At 66.6% G+C, this 20,512-nt stretch carries 20 protein-coding genes and 1 pseudogene; 14 read left to right on the forward strand and 7 right to left on the reverse strand.

Annotated features, from left to right (window positions below; all coding sequences use genetic code 11):
• A pseudogene (locus tag G7Y82_RS21400) lies at positions 1 to 156 on the forward strand (IS110 family transposase); the annotation flags it as partial.
• Between the two features lie 264 nt (positions 157 to 420).
• Here the strand turns inward: G7Y82_RS21400 and G7Y82_RS06170 are convergent.
• From G7Y82_RS06170 to pip, 3 genes are read right to left on the reverse strand one after another with little or no spacing between them, the layout of a single operon-like run.
• Positions 421 to 1,068: a response regulator gene (locus tag G7Y82_RS06170; RefSeq protein ID WP_206370418.1), complete on the reverse strand. Its 648-nt coding sequence runs from the start codon at positions 1,066 to 1,068 to the stop codon at positions 421 to 423.
• Between the two features lie 7 nt (positions 1,069 to 1,075).
• On the reverse strand, positions 1,076 to 2,428 hold the full coding sequence (locus tag G7Y82_RS06175; protein ID WP_168147168.1) for a sensor histidine kinase: 1,353 nt from the start codon (positions 2,426 to 2,428) through the stop codon (positions 1,076 to 1,078).
• Positions 2,425 to 3,387, reverse strand: coding sequence for a prolyl aminopeptidase (pip, locus tag G7Y82_RS06180; protein ID WP_168147169.1), 963 nt, complete (start codon positions 3,385 to 3,387; stop codon positions 2,425 to 2,427). The genes G7Y82_RS06175 and pip overlap by 4 nt, the downstream gene beginning before the upstream one ends.
• Before the next feature lie 199 nt (positions 3,388 to 3,586).
• Here pip and pqqA point away from each other — a divergent pair, with 199 nt between their 5' ends.
• From pqqA to pqqB, 5 genes are all read left to right on the forward strand, one after another.
• A complete protein-coding gene (pqqA, locus tag G7Y82_RS21875) occupies positions 3,587 to 3,661 on the forward strand; it encodes a pyrroloquinoline quinone precursor peptide PqqA (protein WP_168147563.1) in 75 nt (24 codons plus the stop codon).
• A 91-nt stretch (positions 3,662 to 3,752) separates the two neighbouring features.
• The gene (pqqC, locus tag G7Y82_RS06190) at positions 3,753 to 4,481 is read left to right on the forward strand and encodes a pyrroloquinoline-quinone synthase PqqC (RefSeq protein WP_168147170.1); all 729 of its coding nucleotides are present in this window, start codon (positions 3,753 to 3,755) and stop codon (positions 4,479 to 4,481) included.
• Positions 4,478 to 4,750, forward strand: coding sequence for a pyrroloquinoline quinone biosynthesis peptide chaperone PqqD (gene pqqD, locus G7Y82_RS06195; protein ID WP_168147171.1), 273 nt, complete (start codon positions 4,478 to 4,480; stop codon positions 4,748 to 4,750). The genes pqqC and pqqD overlap by 4 nt, the downstream gene beginning before the upstream one ends.
• Complete coding sequence (pqqE, locus tag G7Y82_RS06200) at positions 4,695 to 5,942, forward strand: pyrroloquinoline quinone biosynthesis protein PqqE (RefSeq protein ID WP_168147172.1); 1,248 nt, start codon at positions 4,695 to 4,697, stop codon at positions 5,940 to 5,942. The genes pqqD and pqqE overlap by 56 nt, the downstream gene beginning before the upstream one ends.
• Positions 5,939 to 6,853, forward strand: a complete 915-nt coding sequence (pqqB, locus tag G7Y82_RS06205) for a pyrroloquinoline quinone biosynthesis protein PqqB (RefSeq protein WP_168147173.1) — start codon at positions 5,939 to 5,941, stop codon at positions 6,851 to 6,853. Before pqqE ends, pqqB begins: the two co-directional genes overlap by 4 nt.
• Positions 6,854 to 6,909: 56 nt before the next feature.
• Here pqqB and G7Y82_RS06210 read toward each other — a convergent pair whose 3' ends face one another.
• Positions 6,910 to 7,977 (reverse strand): 3-deoxy-7-phosphoheptulonate synthase, encoded by a 1,068-nt coding sequence (locus G7Y82_RS06210; RefSeq protein WP_168147174.1) that lies wholly within the window; start codon positions 7,975 to 7,977, stop codon positions 6,910 to 6,912.
• A 130-nt stretch (positions 7,978 to 8,107) separates the two neighbouring features.
• Here G7Y82_RS06210 and G7Y82_RS06215 point away from each other — a divergent pair, with 130 nt between their 5' ends.
• The 3 genes from G7Y82_RS06215 (at position 8,108) to G7Y82_RS06225 (ending at position 10,990) form a co-directional block, all read left to right on the forward strand.
• Positions 8,108 to 9,076 (forward strand): DUF3187 family protein, encoded by a 969-nt coding sequence (locus G7Y82_RS06215; protein WP_168147175.1) that lies wholly within the window; start codon positions 8,108 to 8,110, stop codon positions 9,074 to 9,076.
• 157 nt (positions 9,077 to 9,233) lie between these two features.
• Complete coding sequence (locus G7Y82_RS06220; protein WP_168147176.1) at positions 9,234 to 10,145, forward strand: LysR family transcriptional regulator; 912 nt, start codon at positions 9,234 to 9,236, stop codon at positions 10,143 to 10,145.
• Positions 10,146 to 10,231: 86 nt separating this feature from the next.
• Positions 10,232 to 10,990, forward strand: a complete 759-nt coding sequence (locus G7Y82_RS06225) for a hypothetical protein (protein ID WP_168147177.1) — start codon at positions 10,232 to 10,234, stop codon at positions 10,988 to 10,990.
• Between the two features lie 58 nt (positions 10,991 to 11,048).
• Here G7Y82_RS06225 and G7Y82_RS06230 read toward each other — a convergent pair whose 3' ends face one another.
• Together G7Y82_RS06230 and G7Y82_RS06235 are read right to left on the reverse strand one after the other, a co-directional pair.
• Positions 11,049 to 11,519 (reverse strand): hypothetical protein, encoded by a 471-nt coding sequence (locus G7Y82_RS06230; protein WP_168147178.1) that lies wholly within the window; start codon positions 11,517 to 11,519, stop codon positions 11,049 to 11,051.
• On the reverse strand, positions 11,516 to 12,121 hold the full coding sequence (locus G7Y82_RS06235) for a glutathione S-transferase family protein (RefSeq protein WP_168147179.1): 606 nt from the start codon (positions 12,119 to 12,121) through the stop codon (positions 11,516 to 11,518). Before G7Y82_RS06235 ends, G7Y82_RS06230 begins: the two co-directional genes overlap by 4 nt.
• A gap of 444 nt (positions 12,122 to 12,565) precedes the next feature.
• Between G7Y82_RS06235 and G7Y82_RS06240 the strand changes: the two genes are divergently transcribed.
• The 5 genes from G7Y82_RS06240 (at position 12,566) to G7Y82_RS06260 (ending at position 19,103) form a co-directional block, all read left to right on the forward strand.
• Positions 12,566 to 17,029: a M36 family metallopeptidase gene (locus G7Y82_RS06240; RefSeq protein ID WP_168147180.1), complete on the forward strand. Its 4,464-nt coding sequence runs from the start codon at positions 12,566 to 12,568 to the stop codon at positions 17,027 to 17,029.
• 114 nt (positions 17,030 to 17,143) lie between these two features.
• Positions 17,144 to 17,464, forward strand: a complete 321-nt coding sequence (locus G7Y82_RS06245) for an EF-hand domain-containing protein (protein WP_168147181.1) — start codon at positions 17,144 to 17,146, stop codon at positions 17,462 to 17,464.
• Positions 17,461 to 18,198 (forward strand): sulfite exporter TauE/SafE family protein, encoded by a 738-nt coding sequence (locus G7Y82_RS06250; protein WP_168147182.1) that lies wholly within the window; start codon positions 17,461 to 17,463, stop codon positions 18,196 to 18,198. The genes G7Y82_RS06245 and G7Y82_RS06250 overlap by 4 nt, the downstream gene beginning before the upstream one ends.
• Positions 18,189 to 18,623: a PaaI family thioesterase gene (locus G7Y82_RS06255; protein ID WP_168147183.1), complete on the forward strand. Its 435-nt coding sequence runs from the start codon at positions 18,189 to 18,191 to the stop codon at positions 18,621 to 18,623. The genes G7Y82_RS06250 and G7Y82_RS06255 overlap by 10 nt, the downstream gene beginning before the upstream one ends.
• Before the next feature lie 36 nt (positions 18,624 to 18,659).
• The gene (locus G7Y82_RS06260; protein ID WP_168147184.1) at positions 18,660 to 19,103 is read left to right on the forward strand and encodes a hypothetical protein; all 444 of its coding nucleotides are present in this window, start codon (positions 18,660 to 18,662) and stop codon (positions 19,101 to 19,103) included.
• A gap of 11 nt (positions 19,104 to 19,114) precedes the next feature.
• Here the strand turns inward: G7Y82_RS06260 and G7Y82_RS06265 are convergent, their stop codons facing one another.
• Positions 19,115 to 20,458, reverse strand: a complete 1,344-nt coding sequence (locus G7Y82_RS06265; protein WP_206370420.1) for an APC family permease — start codon at positions 20,456 to 20,458, stop codon at positions 19,115 to 19,117.
• Positions 20,459 to 20,512 lie beyond the last annotated feature (54 nt).

The following is a 20,512-nucleotide window of genomic DNA, read 5'->3' on the forward strand; positions in this document are numbered from 1 at the left end:
CGATTGCAACCCGATTTCAACGCGCGCTATCGGCGCCTGCGTCACGCCGGAAAGTGCGCCAAAGTCGCCATCACGGCATGCATGCGTGTCCTCATCACCCGGCTCAACGCCATGGTCCGCGACCAGGCCGTATGGAAAATGAGCCCCGCCCCATAAGACAGTTGCTCCTACAACGCTCTCCAGGTGTTTTGCGAATTCCCCGAACCGTTCATGCCGAGTGCCGCGCGTAGCGCGGTGTATCGAGGCACGCGCAAGGTCCGGATCTGCAGCCGCCGCGACGACACAGTTGCTCCTACAAGGGGGGCGCTTGTAGGAGCGGCGCAAGCCGCGACCTCCGCTCTAACCGTAACGACGCCCACTCGCTTCTGAATCCGCGCAATCTGCGTCATCTGCGGCTCCAGTGCTGTTGCCGCCCGCGGCTCAAGTCTCCAGCAGCCCTGCACGCAGCGCGATCATCGCCAGCTGTGCCTGATTGTCGGCGCCGAGTTTCTGCTTGATGTTGTACAGATGCGTGCCGACGGTGCGCGGCGACAGGTTCAGGGTTTCGGCGATGCCGTTGACCGAGCCCCCCTTGGCCAGCGCGACGAACACCTCGAACTCGCGCGCCGACAGGATGTCGACCGGATTCTGCGTCGCCGACAGTTGTTGCAGCGCCATCTGCTGCGCGACGCGCGCCTCCATGTACATCTGACCGGCGGCGACCTGGCGGATCGTGCGGATCAGCTCGTCGGCGGCGCTGCGCTTGCTCAGATAGCCGCTGGCGCCGGCCTTGATCGCACGGCGCGGATGAATGCTGTCCTCGTGCGCCGACAGCACCAGGATGCGCAGCCCGGCGTGTTTGGCGACCAGGCGCGCGATCGCCTCCAGGCCGCCGATGCCCGGCATCGACAGGTCCATGACGACCACGTCCGGTAGCGACGTCGCGCACTCGCGAATCGCGTCCTCGCCGGTATCGACTTCGGACACGACCTCGATGTCGTGCGTGTTCGACAGCAGCATACGAAAGCCCATGCGCACGACGGCGTGGTCGTCGACGAGCATGACGCGAATCTTCTCGGCTTGGCTCATGGTCGGCTCAGTCGCGGCGGTCGGGTGTGCGCGGAATGTCGGCATGAATGCAGGTGCCGCCGTCGGCGACGCGCTCCACGTGCAGGTTGCCGCCGAGTCCTTGCACGCGCTCGCGCATGCCCAGCAGGCCGTTGCGACCGGAGTCGCGCAGACGCTCGTCGGCGATGCCGACGCCATCATCGCAGACCTGCAGCGTTACGGTGCCGGGCTGGACGTCGAGGATCAGCCCCACCTGCGTCGCTCGTGCATGGCGCGCGGCGTTGGTGACAGCCTCCTGGGCGATGCGAAACAGCGCGATCTCGATTTCGTCGCCGAGTCGCGGCACGTCGGCCGGCGCCCGCAGCGTGATCCGCAGCCCGGGATAGAGCGCGCGCCATTCGCTGACGGCTTCGTCGAGCGTGTCGGCCAGCCCCATCTGCTCCAGCGCCATCGGTCGCAGCCGGCGGATGATGCGGTGCACGGCATCGTAGATCTGCGCGGCGGAGCCGACGATCGCGCAATTGGCTTCCTCGGTCTGCGGGTCGCGCCCGGCGGCGCGGGTCGCGGTGGCCTGCGCCAGCGTCTGGATCGCGGTCAGGTGCTGACCCAGCTCGTCGTGCAGTTCGCGCGCCAGTACCCGCCGTTCTTCTTCGAGGTGCGACTGGATCAGCTGCGTGAACTGGCGATTCTCGGCCAGCTCGCGCTCGGCGGCGACGCTGCGCTGTAGATCGGTGAGCATGCGGTTGAAGCCGTCGCCGATGATCTGCAGCTCAGGCAGCGCGTAGTGCGGCAGGCGCACCGACAGATCGCCGCTGCCGGCTTGAACGAGGCCGCGCACCACCGATTGCACCGGTCGCAGCGAGCGGCTGACCACGGTATAGAGCAGCACGTTGACGAGCACGAAGAAGCCGATCGCCAGCCACGCGAACTTGCTCAGGTTGTCCCAGGCATCGAGCACGCTGCGCGACGCGTCCGGCACGATCTCGACGACGAAGCTGTCGGCGCGCAGCCGCGCCGTCGACAGGGTCGGTCCCACCAGGCGCGTGAACCAGGCCGGCGCACTGCGCCCGGCCTTGTAGGTTGAAGGCGGCGAGACGTAGACGCGCTTGCCGTGCGGATCGATCAGGCGAATCTCGTTGGCGCGCACACGGCCCAGGCCCTGCAGGAAGTCCTGTACCGTCGCCTGCTGCTGCAGGCCGTACGAGAACAGCCGGCTGCTGAACAGTACCGCCGCCATCATCTGCGCGGTGACGCGGTTCGACGCGCTGATCTCCTCGCGGATCTGATCGCGCGTCTGCTCGATCAGCAAATAGGCGCTGGCGACGATGAACAACAGCGTCAGCCCGGTCACCAGCAGATGGATGCGCGCGCGCAGGCTCATGGCCGGGCCTCGCGCAGCCTGTCCATCACGCCGACCAGCGCGCTGCGCAGCGCCGGCTCGAAGGCGCTGTGGCCGGCGCAGACCCACTGCAGGCGCGCATGCGGCAGGCGCTGCGCCAGTTCCCAGGCGCTGACCGGCGGGCACACCACGTCGAGCGTGCCCTGCACGATGTCGATCGGCACGTCCGGCAGCGCGTCGGCGGCGTCCAGCAGTTCGCCGTCCTGCAGGAAGAAGTCGTGCGCCATGTAGTGCATGTAAACCCGAGTGCGTGCGGCCAGCGGATCGCCGATCGGTGTCGGCGGCTTGCCCTGCGTCAGTGCCATCGCCTCGGCCTCCATCGTCAGCCAGGCGCTGGCGGCGGCGCGCGCGTCGGCGGGTTCGCCGTGCAACACGGTCTGTGCGCAGCGCTGCGCCAAAGCGCCACCGCGGGCGCTGGTTTCATCGGCAAAGCCCAACGCCTGCGCCAGCCCCTGCCAGGCTTGCGGCACGAACGCACGCAGGCCACAGGCGAAGGCGTCGACTTCGCTGCGGCGCGCCAGGAACACCCCACGCAGCACCAGCGCCCGCACCGGCGTCGGGTGGCGCCGCGCATAGTCGAGCGCCACGGTCGAACCCCAGGAGCCGCCGAACACGATCCACCGCGCGATGCCCAGATGCGCGCGCAGCCGTTCGAGATCGGCGCTCAGATCGGCGGTCGTGTTCGCGTCCAGTCGCGCTGCCGGCCGGCTGCGGCCGCAACCACGCTGGTCGAACAACACGATGCGGTAATGCTGCGGATCGAAGAAGCGGCGGTGCTCGGCCACACAGCCGCTGCCGGGGCCGCCGTGCACGAACACCACGGGCTGGCCGTGCGCGGCGCCGCAGCTTTCCCAATAGACCTCGTGGCCGTCGCCGACGGCCAGCCAGCCGTGCGCGTGCGGCTCGATCGGCGGGTACAACGGACGGTCCGGTTCACTCATGCGAGGCTCGTGGCAGATGCGGGCGCCACCATACCGCAGCCGTCTGCGCCGCCGCGCACAGCTCATGATTTTCATGAGGTGCGATCGCGCGCAATCGCGATAGCCAGCAGCGGCCGGCGACGCGCAGCATCGAATCAGGCCGGGCATTCGCGCGGCCGGCCGCCACCGGCGGTCTCACAACGTCAACGAGGAGCTTTGCATGGCCTGGACCAAACCCGCTGCCGTCGATCTGCGTTACGGCTTCGAAATCAACCTGTACATCTCGGCACGCTGAGAAGGCGGCGCGAACCGGCCCCGGCCGCGGTTTCTTCCCGCCGCGGTCGCCCGGTTCGCCCGTTGCCGAACCATCCCGCACAGGCCGCACCATGTACGCCGAACCCGCGCCGCCGTGGAGTCGCCCAGCCTTCGAAGAGCAGCTTCGCGGCAAGTCGACGAGCTACCACATCCATCATCCGTTTCACGTGATGATGGCCGAAGGCCGCCTGACGCCCGCGCAGCTGCGCGGCTGGGTCGCCAACCGCTTCTATTACCAGATCAGCATCCCGCGCAAGGACGCGGCGATCCTGTCGAATTGCCCGGATCGCGAAGTTCGTCGCGAATGGGCGCAGCGCATTCTCGATCACGACGGTTATGGCGATGACGACGGCGGCATCGAGGCCTGGATCGGGCTCGGTCAGGCGGTCGGCCTGAGTCGTGACGACGTCACGTCGCTGCGCTACGTCGTCCCGGCGGCGCGCTTCGCGGTCGACGCCTACGTCAATTTCGCCCGGCAGGCGAGCTGGCAGGAGGCCGTCGCGTCCAGTCTCACTGAGCTGTTCGCCCCGCATATCCATCAGCAGCGCATCGACACCTGGCCGCAGCACTACCCGTGGGTCGACGTCGAAGGCCTGCGCTATTTCAAGAGCCGGCTGACGCAGGCGCGCCGCGACGTGCAGCACGGCCTGCATCTGACGCTCGACTATTTCAGCCGCTCGCGCGAGTTGCAGGAGCGCGCGCTGGACATCCTGCAGTTCAAGCTCGACGTGCTGTGGGCGCTGGCCGACGCCATCATGCTCAGCCAATGCGAGATCGAGATCAAAGGGCCGAAGGCATGAGCGTCGCCGCCGATCAGGTCTACACGGTGGCGCGCCTGTTCCGTCTGCAATGGGAGCCGGCGCAGAACGCCTGGGTGCTGCTCTATCCGGAAGGCATGGTGCAGCTCAACCAGAGCGCCGGCGAAATCATGAAGCGGCTCGACGGCACGCGCACGCTGGCCGACGTCACCGCCGGCTGCGAGGCAGACTTCGCCACCACCGGCTTGCTCGACGATGTGCTCGGCTTCGTCGCCGGCGCCGTCGAACAGGGTTGGGTGCGCCGTGTCTGAGCGGCGCGACGTCGGCCCGCCGCTGTGGCTGCTGGCCGAGCTGACCTACCGCTGCCCACTGCATTGCGTGTTCTGCTACAACCCGGTCGACTACGCCGGGCAGGGCGCCGAGCTGAGCACCGACGACTGGAAGCGCGTGCTGCGTGAAGGTCGCGCGCTCGGTGCCGCGCAGCTCGGCCTGTCGGGCGGCGAACCGCTGCTGCGCGACGACCTCGAAGCGATCGTGCGCGAGGCCCGCCAGCTCGGCTACTACATCAACCTGCTGACCTCCGGCGTCGGCCTCACCGAGACGCGCATTGCCGCGTTGCGCGACGCCGGTCTCGATCACATCCAGCTGTCGTTCCAGGACTCGACCCGGGAAATGAACGATTTCCTGTCGAGCACGCGCACCTTCGATCTGAAGAACCGCGTCGCACAGTTGATCAAGCAGTACGACTACCCGATGGTGCTGAACTGCGTGCTGCATCGCTACAACATCGACCATGTGCAGCAGATTCTCGAAATGGCCGAGGCGATGGGCGCCGAATACGTCGAGCTGGCCAACACGCAGTACTACTCCTGGGCTTATCTGAATCGCGAGCAGCTGATGCCGACGCGCGAGCAGGTCGAACGCGCCGAAGCGGTCACCGACGCCTATCGCGAGAAAGTGAAGGCCCGCATGCGGCTGTTCTTCGTGCCGCCGGATTACCACGGGTCCAGACCCAAGAAGTGCACCAACGGTTGGGGTCAGGTGTTCATGACCGTGCGCGCCGACGGCAGCGTCCTGCCCTGTCACACCGCCGGCATGCTGCCCGGCCTCGAATTTCCGAACGTGCGCGAGCACAGCCTGGCCTGGGCCTGGTACGACTCGCCGGGCTTCAACCGCTTCCGCGGCACTGCCTGGATGAAGGAGCCGTGCCGCAGTTGTCCGGAGCAGGAGAAAGATCTTGGTGGTTGTCGCTGCCAGGCGTGGATGATGACTGGCGACGCCGAAGCCGCCGATCCGGTTTGCGACCGTTCGCCGCATCATGCCCAGGTCACCGACATGGTCGCCGCGGCCGGTACGCCGGCCGTCATCGAACGGCCCGTCGTATTCCGCACCGACCGCACGTCGCGCGCATTGATCGACGAGCGCGTCGCCGGCACCCCGACGGCCGATCGTGCGCGCCTGTTCGAGCCGGCGCTGATTGCCGACTGCGGAGGCGAACGGTGAAGGCCGTGATCCTCGGTGCCGCCGCCGGCGGCGGCTTCCCGCAATGGAACTCCAATGCCGCCGGCTGCCGCCGTGCGCGGTCCGGCGATCCGGCCGCGCCGGTGCGCACGCAGGCCTCGGTCGCGGTCAGCGCCGACGGCGAACACTGGTTCCTGCTCAATGCCTCGCCCGATCTGCGCCAGCAGATCGAGGCGAACCCGGTGCTGCATCCGCAGCACGGGCTGCGTTCGACGCCGATCGCCGGGGTGCTGCTCAGCGGCGGCGACGTCGATGCGATCGCCGGCTTGCTCAATCTACGCGAACGGCAGCCGCTGACGGTTTACGCCGACGCGTCGGTGCAGGGCATTCTCGACGCCAATCCGATCTTCCGCGTGTTGGCCGACGACGTCGTTGCACGCCAGACCGTCACGCTCGACACGCCGTTCGCGCTGCAACTGCCCGACGGCCGACCGTCCGGGCTGGAGGCGGAGCTGTTCGCCGTGCCCGGCAAGGTGCCGCTCTATGCCGAAACCTCGGACGAACTGCCGGCGCTGGTCGAAGACGGGCGCACGGTCGGCGTGCGCATCAGCAGTGCCGAGCGCACGCTGTTCTTCATTCCCGGCTGCGCGGCGATGAGTCCGCGCCTCGCCGAACGCCTGCAGGGCGCCGAGCTGGTGCTGTTCGACGGCACGTTGTACCGCGACGACGAAATGGTTCGCGCCGGACTCGGCCACAAGACCGGCATGCGCATGGGCCATATGAGCCTGTCCGGGCCGGGCGGCACGATGGCGGCGTTCGCGCCGCTGAACGTGCAGCGCAAGGTGCTGATCCACATCAACAACTCCAACCCCGTGCTGCTCGCCGACAGTGCCGAGCGCGCCACCGTCGAAGCGGCGGGCTGGGCTGTTGGTTACGACGGGATGGCCTTGTAGCGGATCACGCGCACAAAAAAGCCGGGCATCAGCCCGGCTTTTTTGTGCGGCAGCGCTCAGGCCGAGCGCGCGTGACGCAAACGGCGCTGCTCGACGCTGTTGGCGAGGTGGCGCAGCAGCTCGGTGGTGTCGTCCCAGTGGATGCAGGCGTCGGTGATCGACTTGCCGTAGCTCATGTCGGGGCCGGCGTCCTGGCGGCCTTCCTGCAGATGCGATTCGATCATCACGCCGATGATGCGCTCGTCGCCGCCGGCGATCTGATGCGCGATGTCCTGGCCGACGACGATCTGCCGCTTGTGCTGCTTGCTCGAATTGGCGTGACTGCAGTCGATCATGACCTGCGGCCGCAGACCGGCCTTGGTCAGACCGGCGCAGGCCGCGTCGACGCTCTTGGCGTCGTAGTTGGTGCCGGAGCTGCCGCCGCGCAGGATGACGTGGCAGTCCTCGTTGCCGGTGGTCTCGAAAATGCCGACCTGGCCGTGCGCGTTCAGCGACAGGAAGCGATGCGGGTGCTTGGCCGACATCACCGCATCGACCGCGACCTTGACCGAACCCTCGGTGCCGTTCTTGAAGCCGACCGGGCACGACAGTGCCGACGCCAGCTCGCGATGCAGCTGCGATTCGGTGGTGCGCGCGCCGATCGCGCCCCAGGCGACGAGGTCGGTGAGGTATTGCGGCGTCAGGATGTCGAGGTATTCGACACCGGCCGGGATGCCCATTTCGTTGAGCTGCAGCAACAGCTGCCGGCCGAGGCGCAGGCCCTTGTTGATGTCGAAGCTGTCGTTGAGGTCCGGATCGTTGATCAGGCCCTTCCAGCCGACCGTGGTGCGCGGCTTCTCGAAGTAGACACGCATGACGATCAGCAGATGCTTGTCGAGCTGCGCGCGCAGGGCCTTCAGGCGGCTCGCGTACTCGAGCGCGGCCTTCGGGTCATGGATCGAGCACGGGCCGACGATCACCAGCAGGCGATCATCGCGGCCATGCAGCACGTCCTGGATTTCGCGGCGGGCGTCGAACGTGGTCTGTTGCGCCAGTTCGCTGGCCGGCAGCTCGGACTGCACCTCAGCCGGCGTCGACACCGGGCTGATCGACTTGATTCGCGTATTTTCGGTAACCAGACGCATGACAACACCTGCTTTTGAAGCGCGCAACGGGGTCGGGATGCTAACAGGTTCAGCCCGTCATTTGGGTGTTTCCCCCGTAGCGCCGCGGCAGGCACAATCGTTCACATTATTCGTATTTGGGGGAGTTTCGATGCCGTTTCCGAGCCGCCGGATCCTGTTGTCTGGCCTCTGCGCCGTCCTGGTCAGCCCGCTCGCCGCGGCAGCCGACGACGCGCCTTTCGTCTTCGGCACCTTCAATCAGGCGACGCTGGCGCGTTTCGCGCCGCTGCCGACGCCGCAGGCCGACAGCACCGGCAGCGGCTACCGCGTCGCGGTCGACTGGAGCAATGAATACGTCGCCGACGAGAACGGCCAGGAGACGGTGCTGCTCGACGGCGAAAGCCTGCGCCTCGGCCTGAGCGGCAGGGTTGCGGTTGGTTCATGGTTGTTCGGTGCCGAACTGCCGCTGCTGTTCAACGGCGGCGGCGTGCTCGACGGCCTGATCGAGAACTGGCACAGCTGGTTCAGCCTGCCCAACGGCGGCCGCGAGGAGCGGCCGCACGGCAAGTACACGTTCCGCTACACCGACAACGGCCAGACCCTGCTCGATGTCGAGCACGGTCATGACGGCATCGGCGATGCGCGCCTGTTCGCGGCGCGCTGCAACGACAGCGGCGGTTGTCTGCGCACGATGCTGCAGTTGCCGACCGGCAATGCCGACGATCTGCTCGGTGGCGGCCTCGGTGCCGCGGCCTGGTACGAGCAGGGCTTTCGCGCCAAGACGCTGGGCCCGTGGAGCGGCGCGCTGGCGGCTGGCGTCAGCGGCGTGCACGGCAGCGGCCCGCTCAAGGATCGTCAGGAACATTTCATTCCGTTCGGTTGGGCGTCGCTCGGTTATTCCTTGACGTCGTGGCTGGACGCCGGTGCGCAGTTCTACCTGCACGCGCCGCTGTACAAGGACTCCGACCTCGACACGCTGTCTCGGGTTGGCGGCCAGTTGTCGTTCGGTTTTCGCGCACGCAGTGCGTCCGGGATATCGACCTGGCTCGGCATCCAGGAAGACCTGATCACCGAATCGTCGCCGGACTTTTCGATCCACATCGCCGCCGACTTCCACTGAGGATCACCAGCGCCATCCCCAAAACCGGGCGCCGCACGCGGCCGCCGATTGGCGCAGAATAGAGCCGACATCGCGGTCGCGAATCTTGCGCCGCGATGTTCGTGGCCGCCGTCGACGGCGGCTACAGGGGAGCGGGGGCTCTTGGGGGATCGTCGATATGCGTTTGACTTTGGATGCGCTCGAGACGCTGGATGCGATCGAGCAGCAAGGAAGCTTTGCTCGCGCGGCTGAGGTCCTGCACCGCGTGCCGTCGGCCGTGACGTACACGGTGCAAAAGCTCGAATCGGACCTGGGCGTGCAGTTGTTCGACCGTGCCGGCAAGCGTGCGCGTCTGACCGATGCCGGCCGCGCCCTGGTCGAGCGCGGACGTCATTTACTGCGCGAGGCCGAGACGCTGGAAAACTGCGTCAAGCGCGTCGCGCATGGCTGGGAAGTGCAGCTGACGCTGGCGATCGACGAAATCATTCCGATGTCGCTGATCTACCCGTTGATCGCCGAGTTCGACGCCCTGGGCAGCGGTACGCGCCTGCGCCTGACGCGTGAAACCTTTGGCGGCGGCTGGGATGCGCTGATCGATCGGCGCGCCGACCTGACGATCGGCGCCGCCGGGCAGATGCCGCAGGGTCACGGCCTGGCCAGCCGTGCGTGGTGCAACGTGCCGTTCGTGTTCGCGGTGGCGCCGCATCATCCACTGGCGTCACTGCCCGAGCCGCTGAAGTTCGACGATGTCGTCGCGCATCGCGCGATCGTTGCCGCCGACTCGTCGCGCAAGCTGGCGCCGCGTGCCAGCGGCATCCTCGACGGTCAGGACGCGCTGATCGTGCCGTCGCTGAGCACCAAACGCGAGGCGCAGATCGCCGGCCTCGGCGTCGGCTTTCTGCCCGACTACATGATTGCCGATGACCTGCACGCCGGCCGCCTGCTGGTGCGCGAGGTCGATGCGCCGCGCGGTCCGGCGTTGCTGCACCTGGCCTGGCGCGCCGGCGAGGATGGGCGCGCGCTCAGCTGGTTCCGCGAGCGCGTGCAAGGCGATGCCGAACTGCCAGCGGCGATGCATGCCAGCGGATGACCCCCAGATTAGGGTAGTGCCGCAGATTTGCACTGTGTGACGATCCGCGTGCGCACCGGGGTGTGCGTCTTCAACAGGGGATTTTCATGCGTCAATCAGCAGTGCTGCTCGTTGCGGCGGGCCTGGTCTGTGCCTGCGCGACTGCCAGTGCCCAGGAATCCGAATCCACCGGCGGTGCCACCGCCGCAGCACCGGCGCCGCGCTCGACGCACGGCGCCGCCGTGCGCTTCGGCACCGACGGTTTCGGTCTGGCCTACACCTTCGGCCTGAATCGCTACGTCGATCTGCGTGCCGGCTATCAGTTCGGCGCGTATTCGTACACCGATACCGAGGACGGTACCGACTACAAGGCCAAGCTCAAGCTCAACGCGCTGACCGGCATGGTCGACATCAAGCCGTTCGCCGGCGGCTTCCGCGTGAGCGCCGGCCTGTACGGCAAGGCGCCGGAACTGGACATGCACGCGCACGGCTACGACGACTACGACATCGGCGACGAAACCTATCGTGGTGATCTGGCGCTGAAAGGCCATACCGATCTCGGCAAGGTCTCGCCGTACCTCGGCATCGGCTGGGGCGGCACGTCGAACGGCAAGGGCTTTGGTGTGTCGTTCGACATGGGCGTGATCTTCGGCAAGTCGCCGAAAATCGATCTGGCCGCGTCGGGCATGGCCTGCAACGCCAGCGCCGACCCGTCCTGTGATCCCAACGGTCCGGAAGGCTTCGACGTCAACGACAACGCCGACTTCCAGGCCGAGTTGGAAAAGGAACGCAAGAACATCGAGGACGATGCCAAGGACTACCGCTACTGGCCGGTCCTCAACCTCGGCCTGCACTACCGTTTCTAACGAGCGCTGCCGCGCCGCTGCCCGGGACTTTCGCGGTCCCGGGCGGCGCGCATCACCGTCACAGTACGTGCATGGCGCGCAGCACGCCGGCGAACAGCACGACAAAGCCGCCGATCTCGGCGAGCGACAGCACCACCATGAAGGCCAGCAAGCCGTGTCGCGGCAGTTGAATGCGGCCGATGCGCTGCGGCCGCGCAAACTGATTGTCGGTGTCGTTCAGCCAGCCGTGCAGCACATAGCCGCCGATCGCCGCTGCGAAGAACGCCAGCGGCAGTGCCGTCGCCCAGAAATTGACGCGGGCCGGCCATGCCGAAAGTTGCGCGAACGCGGCCAGCAGCAGCGCCGCGAAGGCGTAAAGCAAGGCGCTGCGGTGCGCAACGTCGACATAGACCGGTGCCTGCGCGCGGTCGCGCGTGGCGATATGCGCGTACTTCCAGACGCCGGTGACCAGTCCGGCGAGAAAGAATACCCCGGCGCTGATCAAGGCAATGCGTGTGGCCGGTGCCAGCAAGGCGGCGTCCATGCTCATTTGGAGATCATCGGCATGAAGCCGGGCTGCGCTTCGACGCGCGCCAGCCAGGCACGGATCTGCGGATAGGCATCGAGTGAAAAGTCGCCCTCGTGCGCGACGTGCGTGTATGCCCACAGGGCAATGTCGGCGATCGTGTACGCCTCGCCGACCAGAAACGGCGTCTTGCGCAGCTGCGTTTCGAGCACGTCGAGCGCCGCATAGCCGCGCGTGCGCGTCTCGGCGATCTTCACCGCCCACTCGTCACGCTTGCCGAGATAGCGGATCCAGTAACGCACGGTGGCGATGTACGGCTCGTGGCTGTACTGCTCGAAGAACAGCCATTGCAGGACCAGCGCACGCAGCCAGCGGTCGTCGGGAAGCAGCGGCGAACCCTCGGCCAGATAACAGAGCATCGCGTTCGATTCGGCGAGCACGCGGCCGTCGTCGAACACCAGCGTCGGCACCTTGCCGTTCGGATTGAGCGCCAGAAATTCGGGCGTGCGCGAGCCGCCGTGGACGATGTCGATCTCGATCCAGCGATGCTCGATGCCAAGCTGATGCATCAGCAACGCCGCCTTGTGGCAGTTGCCGGATCCGCTCATCCCATAAAGCGTCAGCATCACGATGCCCCTTGCTCGACATGACAGAACGTCAAGGCGCGCGAGTATCGCCTGCGGCCGGTCTGCATCCAAGCGCGACGTCTCTGCAAATGAATGGACCGCGGACCGTCAGCAATTTGTCAGCATAAAACGGGGCATGCGCTGCCGGTCCACCTGTCCGTGCCCGCTGCCGCAACGCCTCGCTTTGGTGCTGCCTTAGGGCCGCGCCTGACGTTGGTCAGGGCCCGGCTGCGCAACGGCTTGCCGCGGTGGCCGCCGCGACCACGCGCTACGGCGGTGCGCGACCCCAGCCTTCCGGTGCCCTTAATTACTATGCCAATCGGTATAGTAAAAATTCACTGAGAGGTTTTCCTTTTCAGGATTCTGCTTGTTTTTCCCGCACGATGGCCATTGGGGATGTGGCCGCCCACGGCCACCGTATTACCGATCAGGTTCGGGGACTACATGAAGCGGATTCTCTTTACGGGCGCGCTCGCGCTCGGTGCGGCGACGGCCGCCGGTGCAGCGCAGCCGACGCTGAAGAACTACGACGCGTTCTGGGCCACGCAGAAGAAGACAGCGTACGCGCAGCTGCTGCAGACCAAGGCGGCGCGCACGGACCGTCACTACGATGCGCAGCTGGGCGGTTCGACCTTCGTCTGGGCCGACCGCGTCGCCAGCGCACCGACCGTTGCGCTCGGCGCCAGCAATCGCCGCGGCCAGCTCGAAACCTTCGCGCGCCAGTTCCTGCGCAAGCAAGCCGGCCATCTGGCGATCAAGTCCAGCAGCGTCGAGACCGCGGTGTTGACCGATCTGCAGGATCTTGGCCACGGCCCGGTGATCGCGCGCTTCCGGCAGAAGGTTGGCGGTGTCGAAGTCTTCAACCGCGAAGTCAATGTGATGCTGGACCGCAGCGGTCGTCCGGTCGCCGCGTCCGGCTATTTTGCGACCAGCGACGATGTCCGCAGCCCGCAGGCCTTTGCCGGCGACGCCGCCAAGACCGCCATCGTCAAGGCGTTCGCGCAACTCGGCGTGAGCGTCAGCAGCGGCCTGTTGCAGAAGAACGAAACGCAGGGCGACTACGGTTTGTTCTCGCTCAACACCATCCTCAGCAACTTCGCCATCACGCGTCAGCCGCGCGTGAAGAAGGTCTACTACGCCAAGCAGGACAAGCTGGTGCCGGCGTACTACGTCGAACTGTTCGGCCGCTACGCCGACAAGAGCGGCACCACGGCGTGGTCGTTCGTGATCGGCGCCGACGGCAGCAAGCTGTTCGCCAAGGATCTGGTCGCCTACGACAACGCGCCGTTCAGCTACCGCGTGTTCGCCGACAGCGACGGCATCCATCAGCCGTTCGACGCGCCGCTGGGCAACGGCTATGTGCCGTTCCCGGGGTCGGCCGTCGGTGAGGAACTGACGCGGACCAGTGCCACCGCCAATCTGGTGACGCTGGTCAGCGGTCCGATCTCGACCGCCGATCCGTGGCTGGCCGACGATGCGACCACCACCACCGGCAACAACGCCGACGCGTTCCTCGACACCGGCCCGCAGCTGGCGATTCCGCTGAATCTGCCGGACCCGATCGGCACGCTGACCGGCGACGGCTATATCCCGTATTCGGGTGATCTGCGCGTCGCGCTGACCGGCGATCGCACGTTCGACTATGCGATCGCCGCCGACGATGATCCGTCGACCGACAGCGCCAAGAACGCCGCCATCGTCAACCTGTTCTACATGAACAACTGGCTGCACGACTGGTGGTACGACCACGGTTTCAACGAGGCGGCCGGCAACGCGCAGGACGACAACTACGGCCGTGGCGGCGAAGAAGGCGACGCGATTTCCGCACAGGGCCAGGACTCGTCGGGGCGCAACAACGCCAATATGGCGACGCCGGCCGACGGCGGCTCGCCGACCATGCAGATGTATCTGTTCGACGGTCCGCTCAGCGGCGAAGTCTCGGTGACCGAGCCGACCGGGCTCGATCCGTTCAAGTTCACCGGTGCCAGCTTCGGCCCGAACACCTTCGACGTCAGCGGCGAGATCGCGCTGGCGAACGATGCGGTCGGCGAGCCGGCCGACGGCTGCGCCGGCGATGTCAGCGTGCCGATCACCGGCACCACGATCCCGGCGCCGCCGCAGCCCTCGCTACTCGGCAAGATCGCCATCGTTGATCGTGGCACCTGCTCGTTCACGACCAAGGAGCAGTTCGCGACGCTGTCCGGCGCCAAGGCGCTGGTCGTCGTCAACAACGCCGACGGCAACCCGATCACGATGGGCAACGCCGACATCCCGATCTCGATCGGCATCACCACCGACCAGCTCTACGTGCTGCCGGCGGTGATGATCAGCAAGGCCGACGGTCAGAAGCTCAAGGATCTGGTTGCTGCCGGTACATCGGTGACGATGCACGTCGAGCGTGATCCATCGATCGACTACGACGGCACGATGGACGAGATGGTGATCTCGCACGAGTTCTTCCATCACGTCAGCAATCGCCTGGTCGGCAACGGCTCGGGTCTGTCGAACACCCAGGGCGGTGGCATGGGCGAGGGCTGGAGCGATGTCGACTCGCTGCTGCTCGTGGTGCGCCCGGAAGACGTCAGCGCCGGCTCGGCGACGTATCCGAACGATCACTGGCAGGGCGCCTATCCGACCGGCTTCTACGTCATTCCGGACTACTACTTCGGCATCCGCCGCGCGCCGTACTCGACGCGCATGGACGTCAATCCGCTGACCTTCAAGCACATCACCGAGGGCGTGCCGATCGAAGGTGCGCCGGTGTCGTTCGGCGCCGACGGCACCAACAACTCCGAAGTGCACGACGTCGGCGAAGTCTGGGCCAACATGCTGTGGGAGGTGTACGCGGCGCTGCTCAATCATCACGACTTCGACACCGCGCAGTCGCGGATGAAGGACTACGTGATCGCCGGCCTGAAGATGACGCCGTCGTCGCCGACCTTCACCGAAGCGCGTGACGGCGTGCTGGCGGCGGCGCTGGCCACCGACCCGGCCGACTACGCGCTGGCCGCGCGTGCGTTCGCCAAGCGTGGCATGGGCGTCGACGCCGTCTCGCCGGACCGCAGCAGCACCACCAACGACGGCGTCGTCGAAAGCTATGTCGCGTTCGAGGCGCCGCTGCCGACACTGAAGGCCGGTATCGGCAGTGTCGCCGAAGGTTTCGACGATTGTGATCACGACGGCGTGCTCGACGCCGGCGAGACCGGCCTGCTGACGTTCTCACTGTTCAACAACGGCGCGTATACGCCGGGCGATACCGTCACGGTTTCCGTCGCCTCGACCAACGGCGAGCTGACGCTGGCCGGCGGCACCCTGAGCTTCGTGGCGCCGGCGATCGGCGAGACCGCCGACGCCAGCATCACCGCGACGCTGGCCAGCACCGCCGCTTCGCCGCTCAGCGTCGGCTTGACGCTGACGGTCGAACCGCCGGCGACGGACGACGGTTCGGTGCTCTATCCGGATCCGGGCACGGTCACGCTGCTGACCAACTACGACATTGCCAAGACCGCGACCAGCGATGACTTCGAGTACCCGACGATCGCGGCCTCGGGCTGGACGCGCAGTTCGACCGGGACCACCTCACAGTGGGACATCGTCGACGACAACGACGATCTCGGCACCGGCAAGATCTGGTACGCGCCGGATCCGGAGTCGACGTCCGATCTGTACCTGGTGACGCCGGCGTTCTCGGTGCCGAGCGACGCTACGCTCTCGATCAGCTTCGACCATCACTATGACTTCGAATCGCTGCTGCCGATTCCGTACATCGGCACCGGCTGGGACGGCGGCATGGTCGAAGTCAGCACCGATGGCGGCGCGACGTGGACCGAAGTCACCGACTTCGGCGCCTCGTTCACGCAGAACGGCTACAACGGCACGGCCCAGGTCTTCAGCCACCGCGCGTTCGTCAACAGCAACAGCGGCATGCAGACCTCGGTGCTCGACTTCGCGAAGCTGCTCGCCGGCCAGACCGCGCAGCTGCGTTTCCACGTGGGGGCCGACGAGGTCAACGGCGGCTATGGCTGGGCGGTCGACAACGTCGCGATGACCGGCACCAGCGGCCCGGTCTTCAACAGCGTGTCGGCCGACGACGGCGAGTGCCTGACCCCCGGCGGCACGACCGGCGGCAGCACCACGGGGGGCGGTACCGGTGCGACCGATGCCACGGCGGCACTGACGGCGACGCCGACCAGCGGCGACATCCCGCTGCAGGTGGCGTTCGACGCGTCCACTTCGGCCGGCGCCGACGGTGCGGCGATCACGCAGTACACCTTCGTCTTCGGCGACGGCAGCGACCCGGTGACCACGACCTCGCCGACGCTGAGCTACACGTATACGGCGGCCGGTACGTTTGAAGCCGAAGTCGTCGTCACCGATGCCGACGGCCACACCGCCGAATCGTCGATCGTGACGATCAAGCCGACCACGACCATCGTCGTCGGCGGTTCCGACCATCCGGTTGCGGCGCTGGTCGTGACGCCGACTTCGGGCACGGCGCCACTGAACGTCTCGTTCGACGGCTCGCGCTCGTTTTCCTCGGATGGCGCGTCGATCACCGGCTATCGCTGGAACTTCGGTGATGGCTCGGCTGTTGTCACCACCACCCGCCCCACCACCACGCACGTCTACACGCAGGTCGGCACGTTTACGCCGTCGTTGACGGTCACCGACAGCGAAGGCAGCTCGTCCGATGCCGTGGTCGCGCAGGTCAAGACCGTGGCGGCCGGCGGCGGCGGCGGCACCACGACCGGCGGCACAGGCGGTGGCGGTTCGGGCAGCGGCGGTGGTAGCGGCGGGGCCAGCAACAGCGGCAACAACGGTGGTGCGATGGGCCTCGGCTCTGTGCTGGCACTGGGCGCGGCGGCATTGCTGCGGCGTCGCAAGCCGGGCTTGCGTCGCGGGCGCTGATTGCCGTCTTACGCGGGGGTGTAAGGGGGAGGGCGGCGGACTTCGGTTCGCCGCCTTTTTTGTTACACACGTATTCAGCCGCGCGCACGGCGGATACGGCACAATGCGCGCACGATGCGCCATCCCATTGCCAAGCTCACTCCGCTGCTGCTCGTGCTGCTCGCCGGCTGCGCGCACGATCGGCCCAAGCCTGACCAGCAGCTGCGCGAGCAGTTCAAACAGGCCGATCAGAATGGCGACGAGCAGCTGACACCGGAAGAGTTCAAGGCCCTGAAGCTGCCAGGCGTGAGCTTCCAGATGGTCGACACCGACGGCAATGGCCTCGTTACGCTCGCCGAACTCGAAAACTACATCACCTGGCGCCGTGTTCAGGATGAGGGTCGACGCCGCTACGAGCAGCTCCAGCGCCAGGAGCATCTGCCGCCGACGCCATGACGGCGCTCGACATCGCGATCACGCTGGTCGGTTTCGGAACCGCCGCGTTGTCCGGTGCAGCGGGTCTGGGCGGCGGCACCATCCTGATCGGCGTGTTCTATGCAATCGGCATGACGCCGGCCGAAGCCGTGCCCTTGTTCGCCGCCGTGCAGTTCGTTTCCAACAGCTCCCGTACGGTGGCCTATGTTCGTCATGTCGAATGGTCGGCCGCCGGCTGGTTTCTGCTGGCCGGCATTCCGGCGACGCTGATCGTTGCGCCGTTCATTGCCGACGTCGACGGCGACGTGGTCAAGCTGGTGCTGGCGGGCCTCATCCTCGCGTCGCTGGCGCCGCAGGCCAGCGCCAAGCCGATGCCGGCGCGGCCGGCGTTTGCGCTGGCCGGCTTTCTGAACGGCAGCATCGGCTTGTTCGTTGGTGCCACGGGTTTGTTTGTCGGGCGCCTGTTCTTCCGTCCGGATTGGCGCAAGGAAACGGTGATCGGCACGCTGGCGATGACCCAGATGCTCGGCCATGGCCTGCGGGTGCTGGCTTATGGTCTCGCCGGCTTTTCGGCCATCGCTGCGCCGCAACGGCTGATTCCGCTGTGCATCGCCGTCATCCTTGGCACGATGTTCGGCAAGCGGCTCAACGGCTGGATCAGCGACCGCGCCTTCGCGCGGCTGTTCCGCGTCATTCTCATCGTCCTGTCGTGCAAGCTGATCTGGGACGCCCTGCGAGGTTACGGATGGATCTGAAACTCGATGCGGCCGCCGTGCAGGCGCTGATTCGCGACGGTCTGGTCGCCGCTGGTCGTGGCGGGTTGGTCGTCGAGGAAGTGCGCGTCAACTATGCGCGCATCTGCCTGCCGTTCGAGGACGGCATGCTGAGGCCTGGCCGCGTGATTTCCGGGCCGACGCTGTTCACCGCGGCAGACAGTGCGATGTACGCGCTGGTGCTGGCCCACCTCGGTCCGGCGCTGATGGCGGTGACCAGCGACATGAACCTGCGCTTTCTCGCCAAGGCGCGCCCCGGCGATGTGATCGGCGAGGCGATCTTTCTGAAACTCGGGCGCCGTTTGGCGGTCATGGAAGCAAGGCTTTCGAGCCGCGCCGAGCCTGACCGCATCGTCGCGCATGCGACCGGCAGTTATGCATTGCCGATCGCGAGTGATCATGCGTAAGGCCCGGTTGCGGCGCTGCTCGTGATTGGAGGCGTCGTGAAGAGGCCCAAGCGTGAATGGCCACGTGTGCTGGCCGCTGTATTGTTCACTTCATTGATGGTGGTGGCCTGCCATGAGGCGGGCGCGCCGCCAAAACAAAAAGGCGAAGCGTCAGTTGCCGATGCGGTGGCGGCGACGCTGGAAGCGCCACGCGGCTTTGAAGATCGCGTCTGGCGCGTCAGCGAGTCCACGGCCGTTGCGCCCGGCACGCTCTACGCATTCCTGTCCGACGGCACGCTGCTGGTCACCGCACCCGGCAACAAGCCGTCGCTGGGCGCCTGGGCGTACGAACACGGCAGCCTGACGATGACCGAACAGGGACAGACCTACCCGACCGAGATTCTGACGCTCAAGGCCGACGAGTTCCGCATTCGCAGCCACAATCCGGGCACGCCGGTCGACATCACGCTGCGGCCGGCACCGGCCGCGCTGCGGACCTGAGCGATGTTGGATCACCGCGCGGCGGCGTCGATCTTCGCGGATGGACTCGAAGTGACGCGGCCGTTGGCCTGCGGCGCTTTCCAGAAACACAGATAAGCGCCCTCGATCGCGGCGGCGATGCCGACCATCACGATCAAGACCCAGAGCTGCGCGGCGTCGGTCTGCAGCGTATGCCAGACCAGCGCGCCGAGCGCGAAGGCGCAGGCCAGCGTGCCCAGGCCGGCGATCAGACGGCTGCTGCCGACGGCATGCGCCTGTTTGAAGTTGGCGGCGTTGACGATGGCAAAGATCACCAGAAAGCCGGCGCTGCCCATGGTCGAGATGCTCGACAGGTCGACGAGATTGGCCAGCAGCAAGGCCAGCACCGTCGTGACGAACAGTCCAACCAGTGGCTGGTTCCAGATGCGCTCTTTGAGAAAGCCCGGCAGCTCGCCCTCGGTGGCGATCACATAGCTGAGCCGGGCGGCGCCGTAGAGCGTCGCGTTGATCGCCGACAGCGTCGCCAGCACCGCGGCGGTGGCGACCAGGGTGAAGCCGACCATGCCCAGCGACGGCTTGGCCGCCTGCGCCAGCGCGAAGTCCTTGGCCGCGGCGATCTGGTCGGGTGCGATCGAGCCGACGGTGACGATGGCAACGAGCACATAAAGCACGATGACGAAGCCGACCGACGCGTAATACGCGCGCGGCAACGTGCGTCTGTAGTCGCGGACGTCCGGTGCGGTATTGGCGATCAGCTCGAAGCCTTCGTAGGCGACGAAGATGATCATGCCGCCGCCGACCATCTGCGAGAACGACGTCCAGGTCTCCGGCGCCAGCCGCGCGGGATCGACGTTGGCAAACCCGGCGATCACCACCAGCAGCAAGATGGCGATCTTGATGCCGACGATGGTCGACTCCGCACGACTGATCAGCGAGCTGCTCAGGAAGTTCAGCAGCATCGGCAGAACGATGCCGGCGCTGATCAACAGGTGCCGAATGCCGGCGGACTGCAGACTGTCCGGCAAAAAGGTCTGGGCGTAATTGCCGAACGCCACCGCGTACAACGCCAGCGTGACGATGTAACCGACCCACAGCAGATTGTTCGATGTGCCGGTGAAGAAGTCGACGCCGAATGCCCGGTCAATGAAGACCACCGTGCCGCCGCGGCTCGGATACGCGACCGAGAGCTTGGCGTACGAATAGCTGGTCAGCAGCGCGACGATGCCGGCGACCAGGAATGAGGCCGGCGTTGCACCGCCGGCGAGTTCGACGGCCAGCCCCAGCACCGCAAAGATGCCGCCGCCGACCATGCCGCCGATGCCGATCGAGATCGCACCGAGCAGGCTGACGCTAGAGTTCTGGGCTGGCGGTTTCACGGTTTCATTGCATGCTCGGGGGCTGCGTAGTATCGCAATGATCGACGCGCTTGC

The organism is Solimonas marina (assembly GCF_012241385.1).
GTDB lineage: Bacteria > Pseudomonadota > Gammaproteobacteria > Nevskiales > Nevskiaceae > Solimonas > Solimonas marina.

What these genes read in the sequence shown, in the direction of transcription:
- G7Y82_RS06170 (WP_206370418.1), bottom strand. Translation starts at nt 1,068, where the DNA reads ATGAGCCAAGCCGAGAAGATTCGCGTCATGCTCGTCGACGACCACGCC.
- G7Y82_RS06175 (WP_168147168.1), bottom strand. Translation starts at nt 2,428, where the DNA reads ATGAGCCTGCGCGCGCGCATCCATCTGCTGGTGACCGGGCTGACGCTG.
- pip (WP_168147169.1), bottom strand. Translation starts at nt 3,387, where the DNA reads ATGAGTGAACCGGACCGTCCGTTGTACCCGCCGATCGAGCCGCACGCG.
- pqqC (WP_168147170.1), top strand. Translation starts at nt 3,753, where the DNA reads ATGTACGCCGAACCCGCGCCGCCGTGGAGTCGCCCAGCCTTCGAAGAG.
- pqqD (WP_168147171.1), top strand. Translation starts at nt 4,478, where the DNA reads ATGAGCGTCGCCGCCGATCAGGTCTACACGGTGGCGCGCCTGTTCCGT.
- pqqE (WP_168147172.1), top strand. Translation starts at nt 4,695, where the DNA reads ATGTGCTCGGCTTCGTCGCCGGCGCCGTCGAACAGGGTTGGGTGCGCC.
- G7Y82_RS06210 (WP_168147174.1), bottom strand. Translation starts at nt 7,977, where the DNA reads ATGCGTCTGGTTACCGAAAATACGCGAATCAAGTCGATCAGCCCGGTG.
- G7Y82_RS06215 (WP_168147175.1), top strand. Translation starts at nt 8,108, where the DNA reads ATGCCGTTTCCGAGCCGCCGGATCCTGTTGTCTGGCCTCTGCGCCGTC.
- G7Y82_RS06220 (WP_168147176.1), top strand. Translation starts at nt 9,234, where the DNA reads ATGCGTTTGACTTTGGATGCGCTCGAGACGCTGGATGCGATCGAGCAG.
- G7Y82_RS06225 (WP_168147177.1), top strand. Translation starts at nt 10,232, where the DNA reads ATGCGTCAATCAGCAGTGCTGCTCGTTGCGGCGGGCCTGGTCTGTGCC.
- G7Y82_RS06230 (WP_168147178.1), bottom strand. Translation starts at nt 11,519, where the DNA reads ATGAGCATGGACGCCGCCTTGCTGGCACCGGCCACACGCATTGCCTTG.
- G7Y82_RS06235 (WP_168147179.1), bottom strand. Translation starts at nt 12,121, where the DNA reads ATGCTGACGCTTTATGGGATGAGCGGATCCGGCAACTGCCACAAGGCG.
- G7Y82_RS06240 (WP_168147180.1), top strand. Translation starts at nt 12,566, where the DNA reads ATGAAGCGGATTCTCTTTACGGGCGCGCTCGCGCTCGGTGCGGCGACG.
- G7Y82_RS06245 (WP_168147181.1), top strand. Translation starts at nt 17,144, where the DNA reads ATGCGCCATCCCATTGCCAAGCTCACTCCGCTGCTGCTCGTGCTGCTC.
- G7Y82_RS06250 (WP_168147182.1), top strand. Translation starts at nt 17,461, where the DNA reads ATGACGGCGCTCGACATCGCGATCACGCTGGTCGGTTTCGGAACCGCC.
- G7Y82_RS06255 (WP_168147183.1), top strand. Translation starts at nt 18,189, where the DNA reads ATGGATCTGAAACTCGATGCGGCCGCCGTGCAGGCGCTGATTCGCGAC.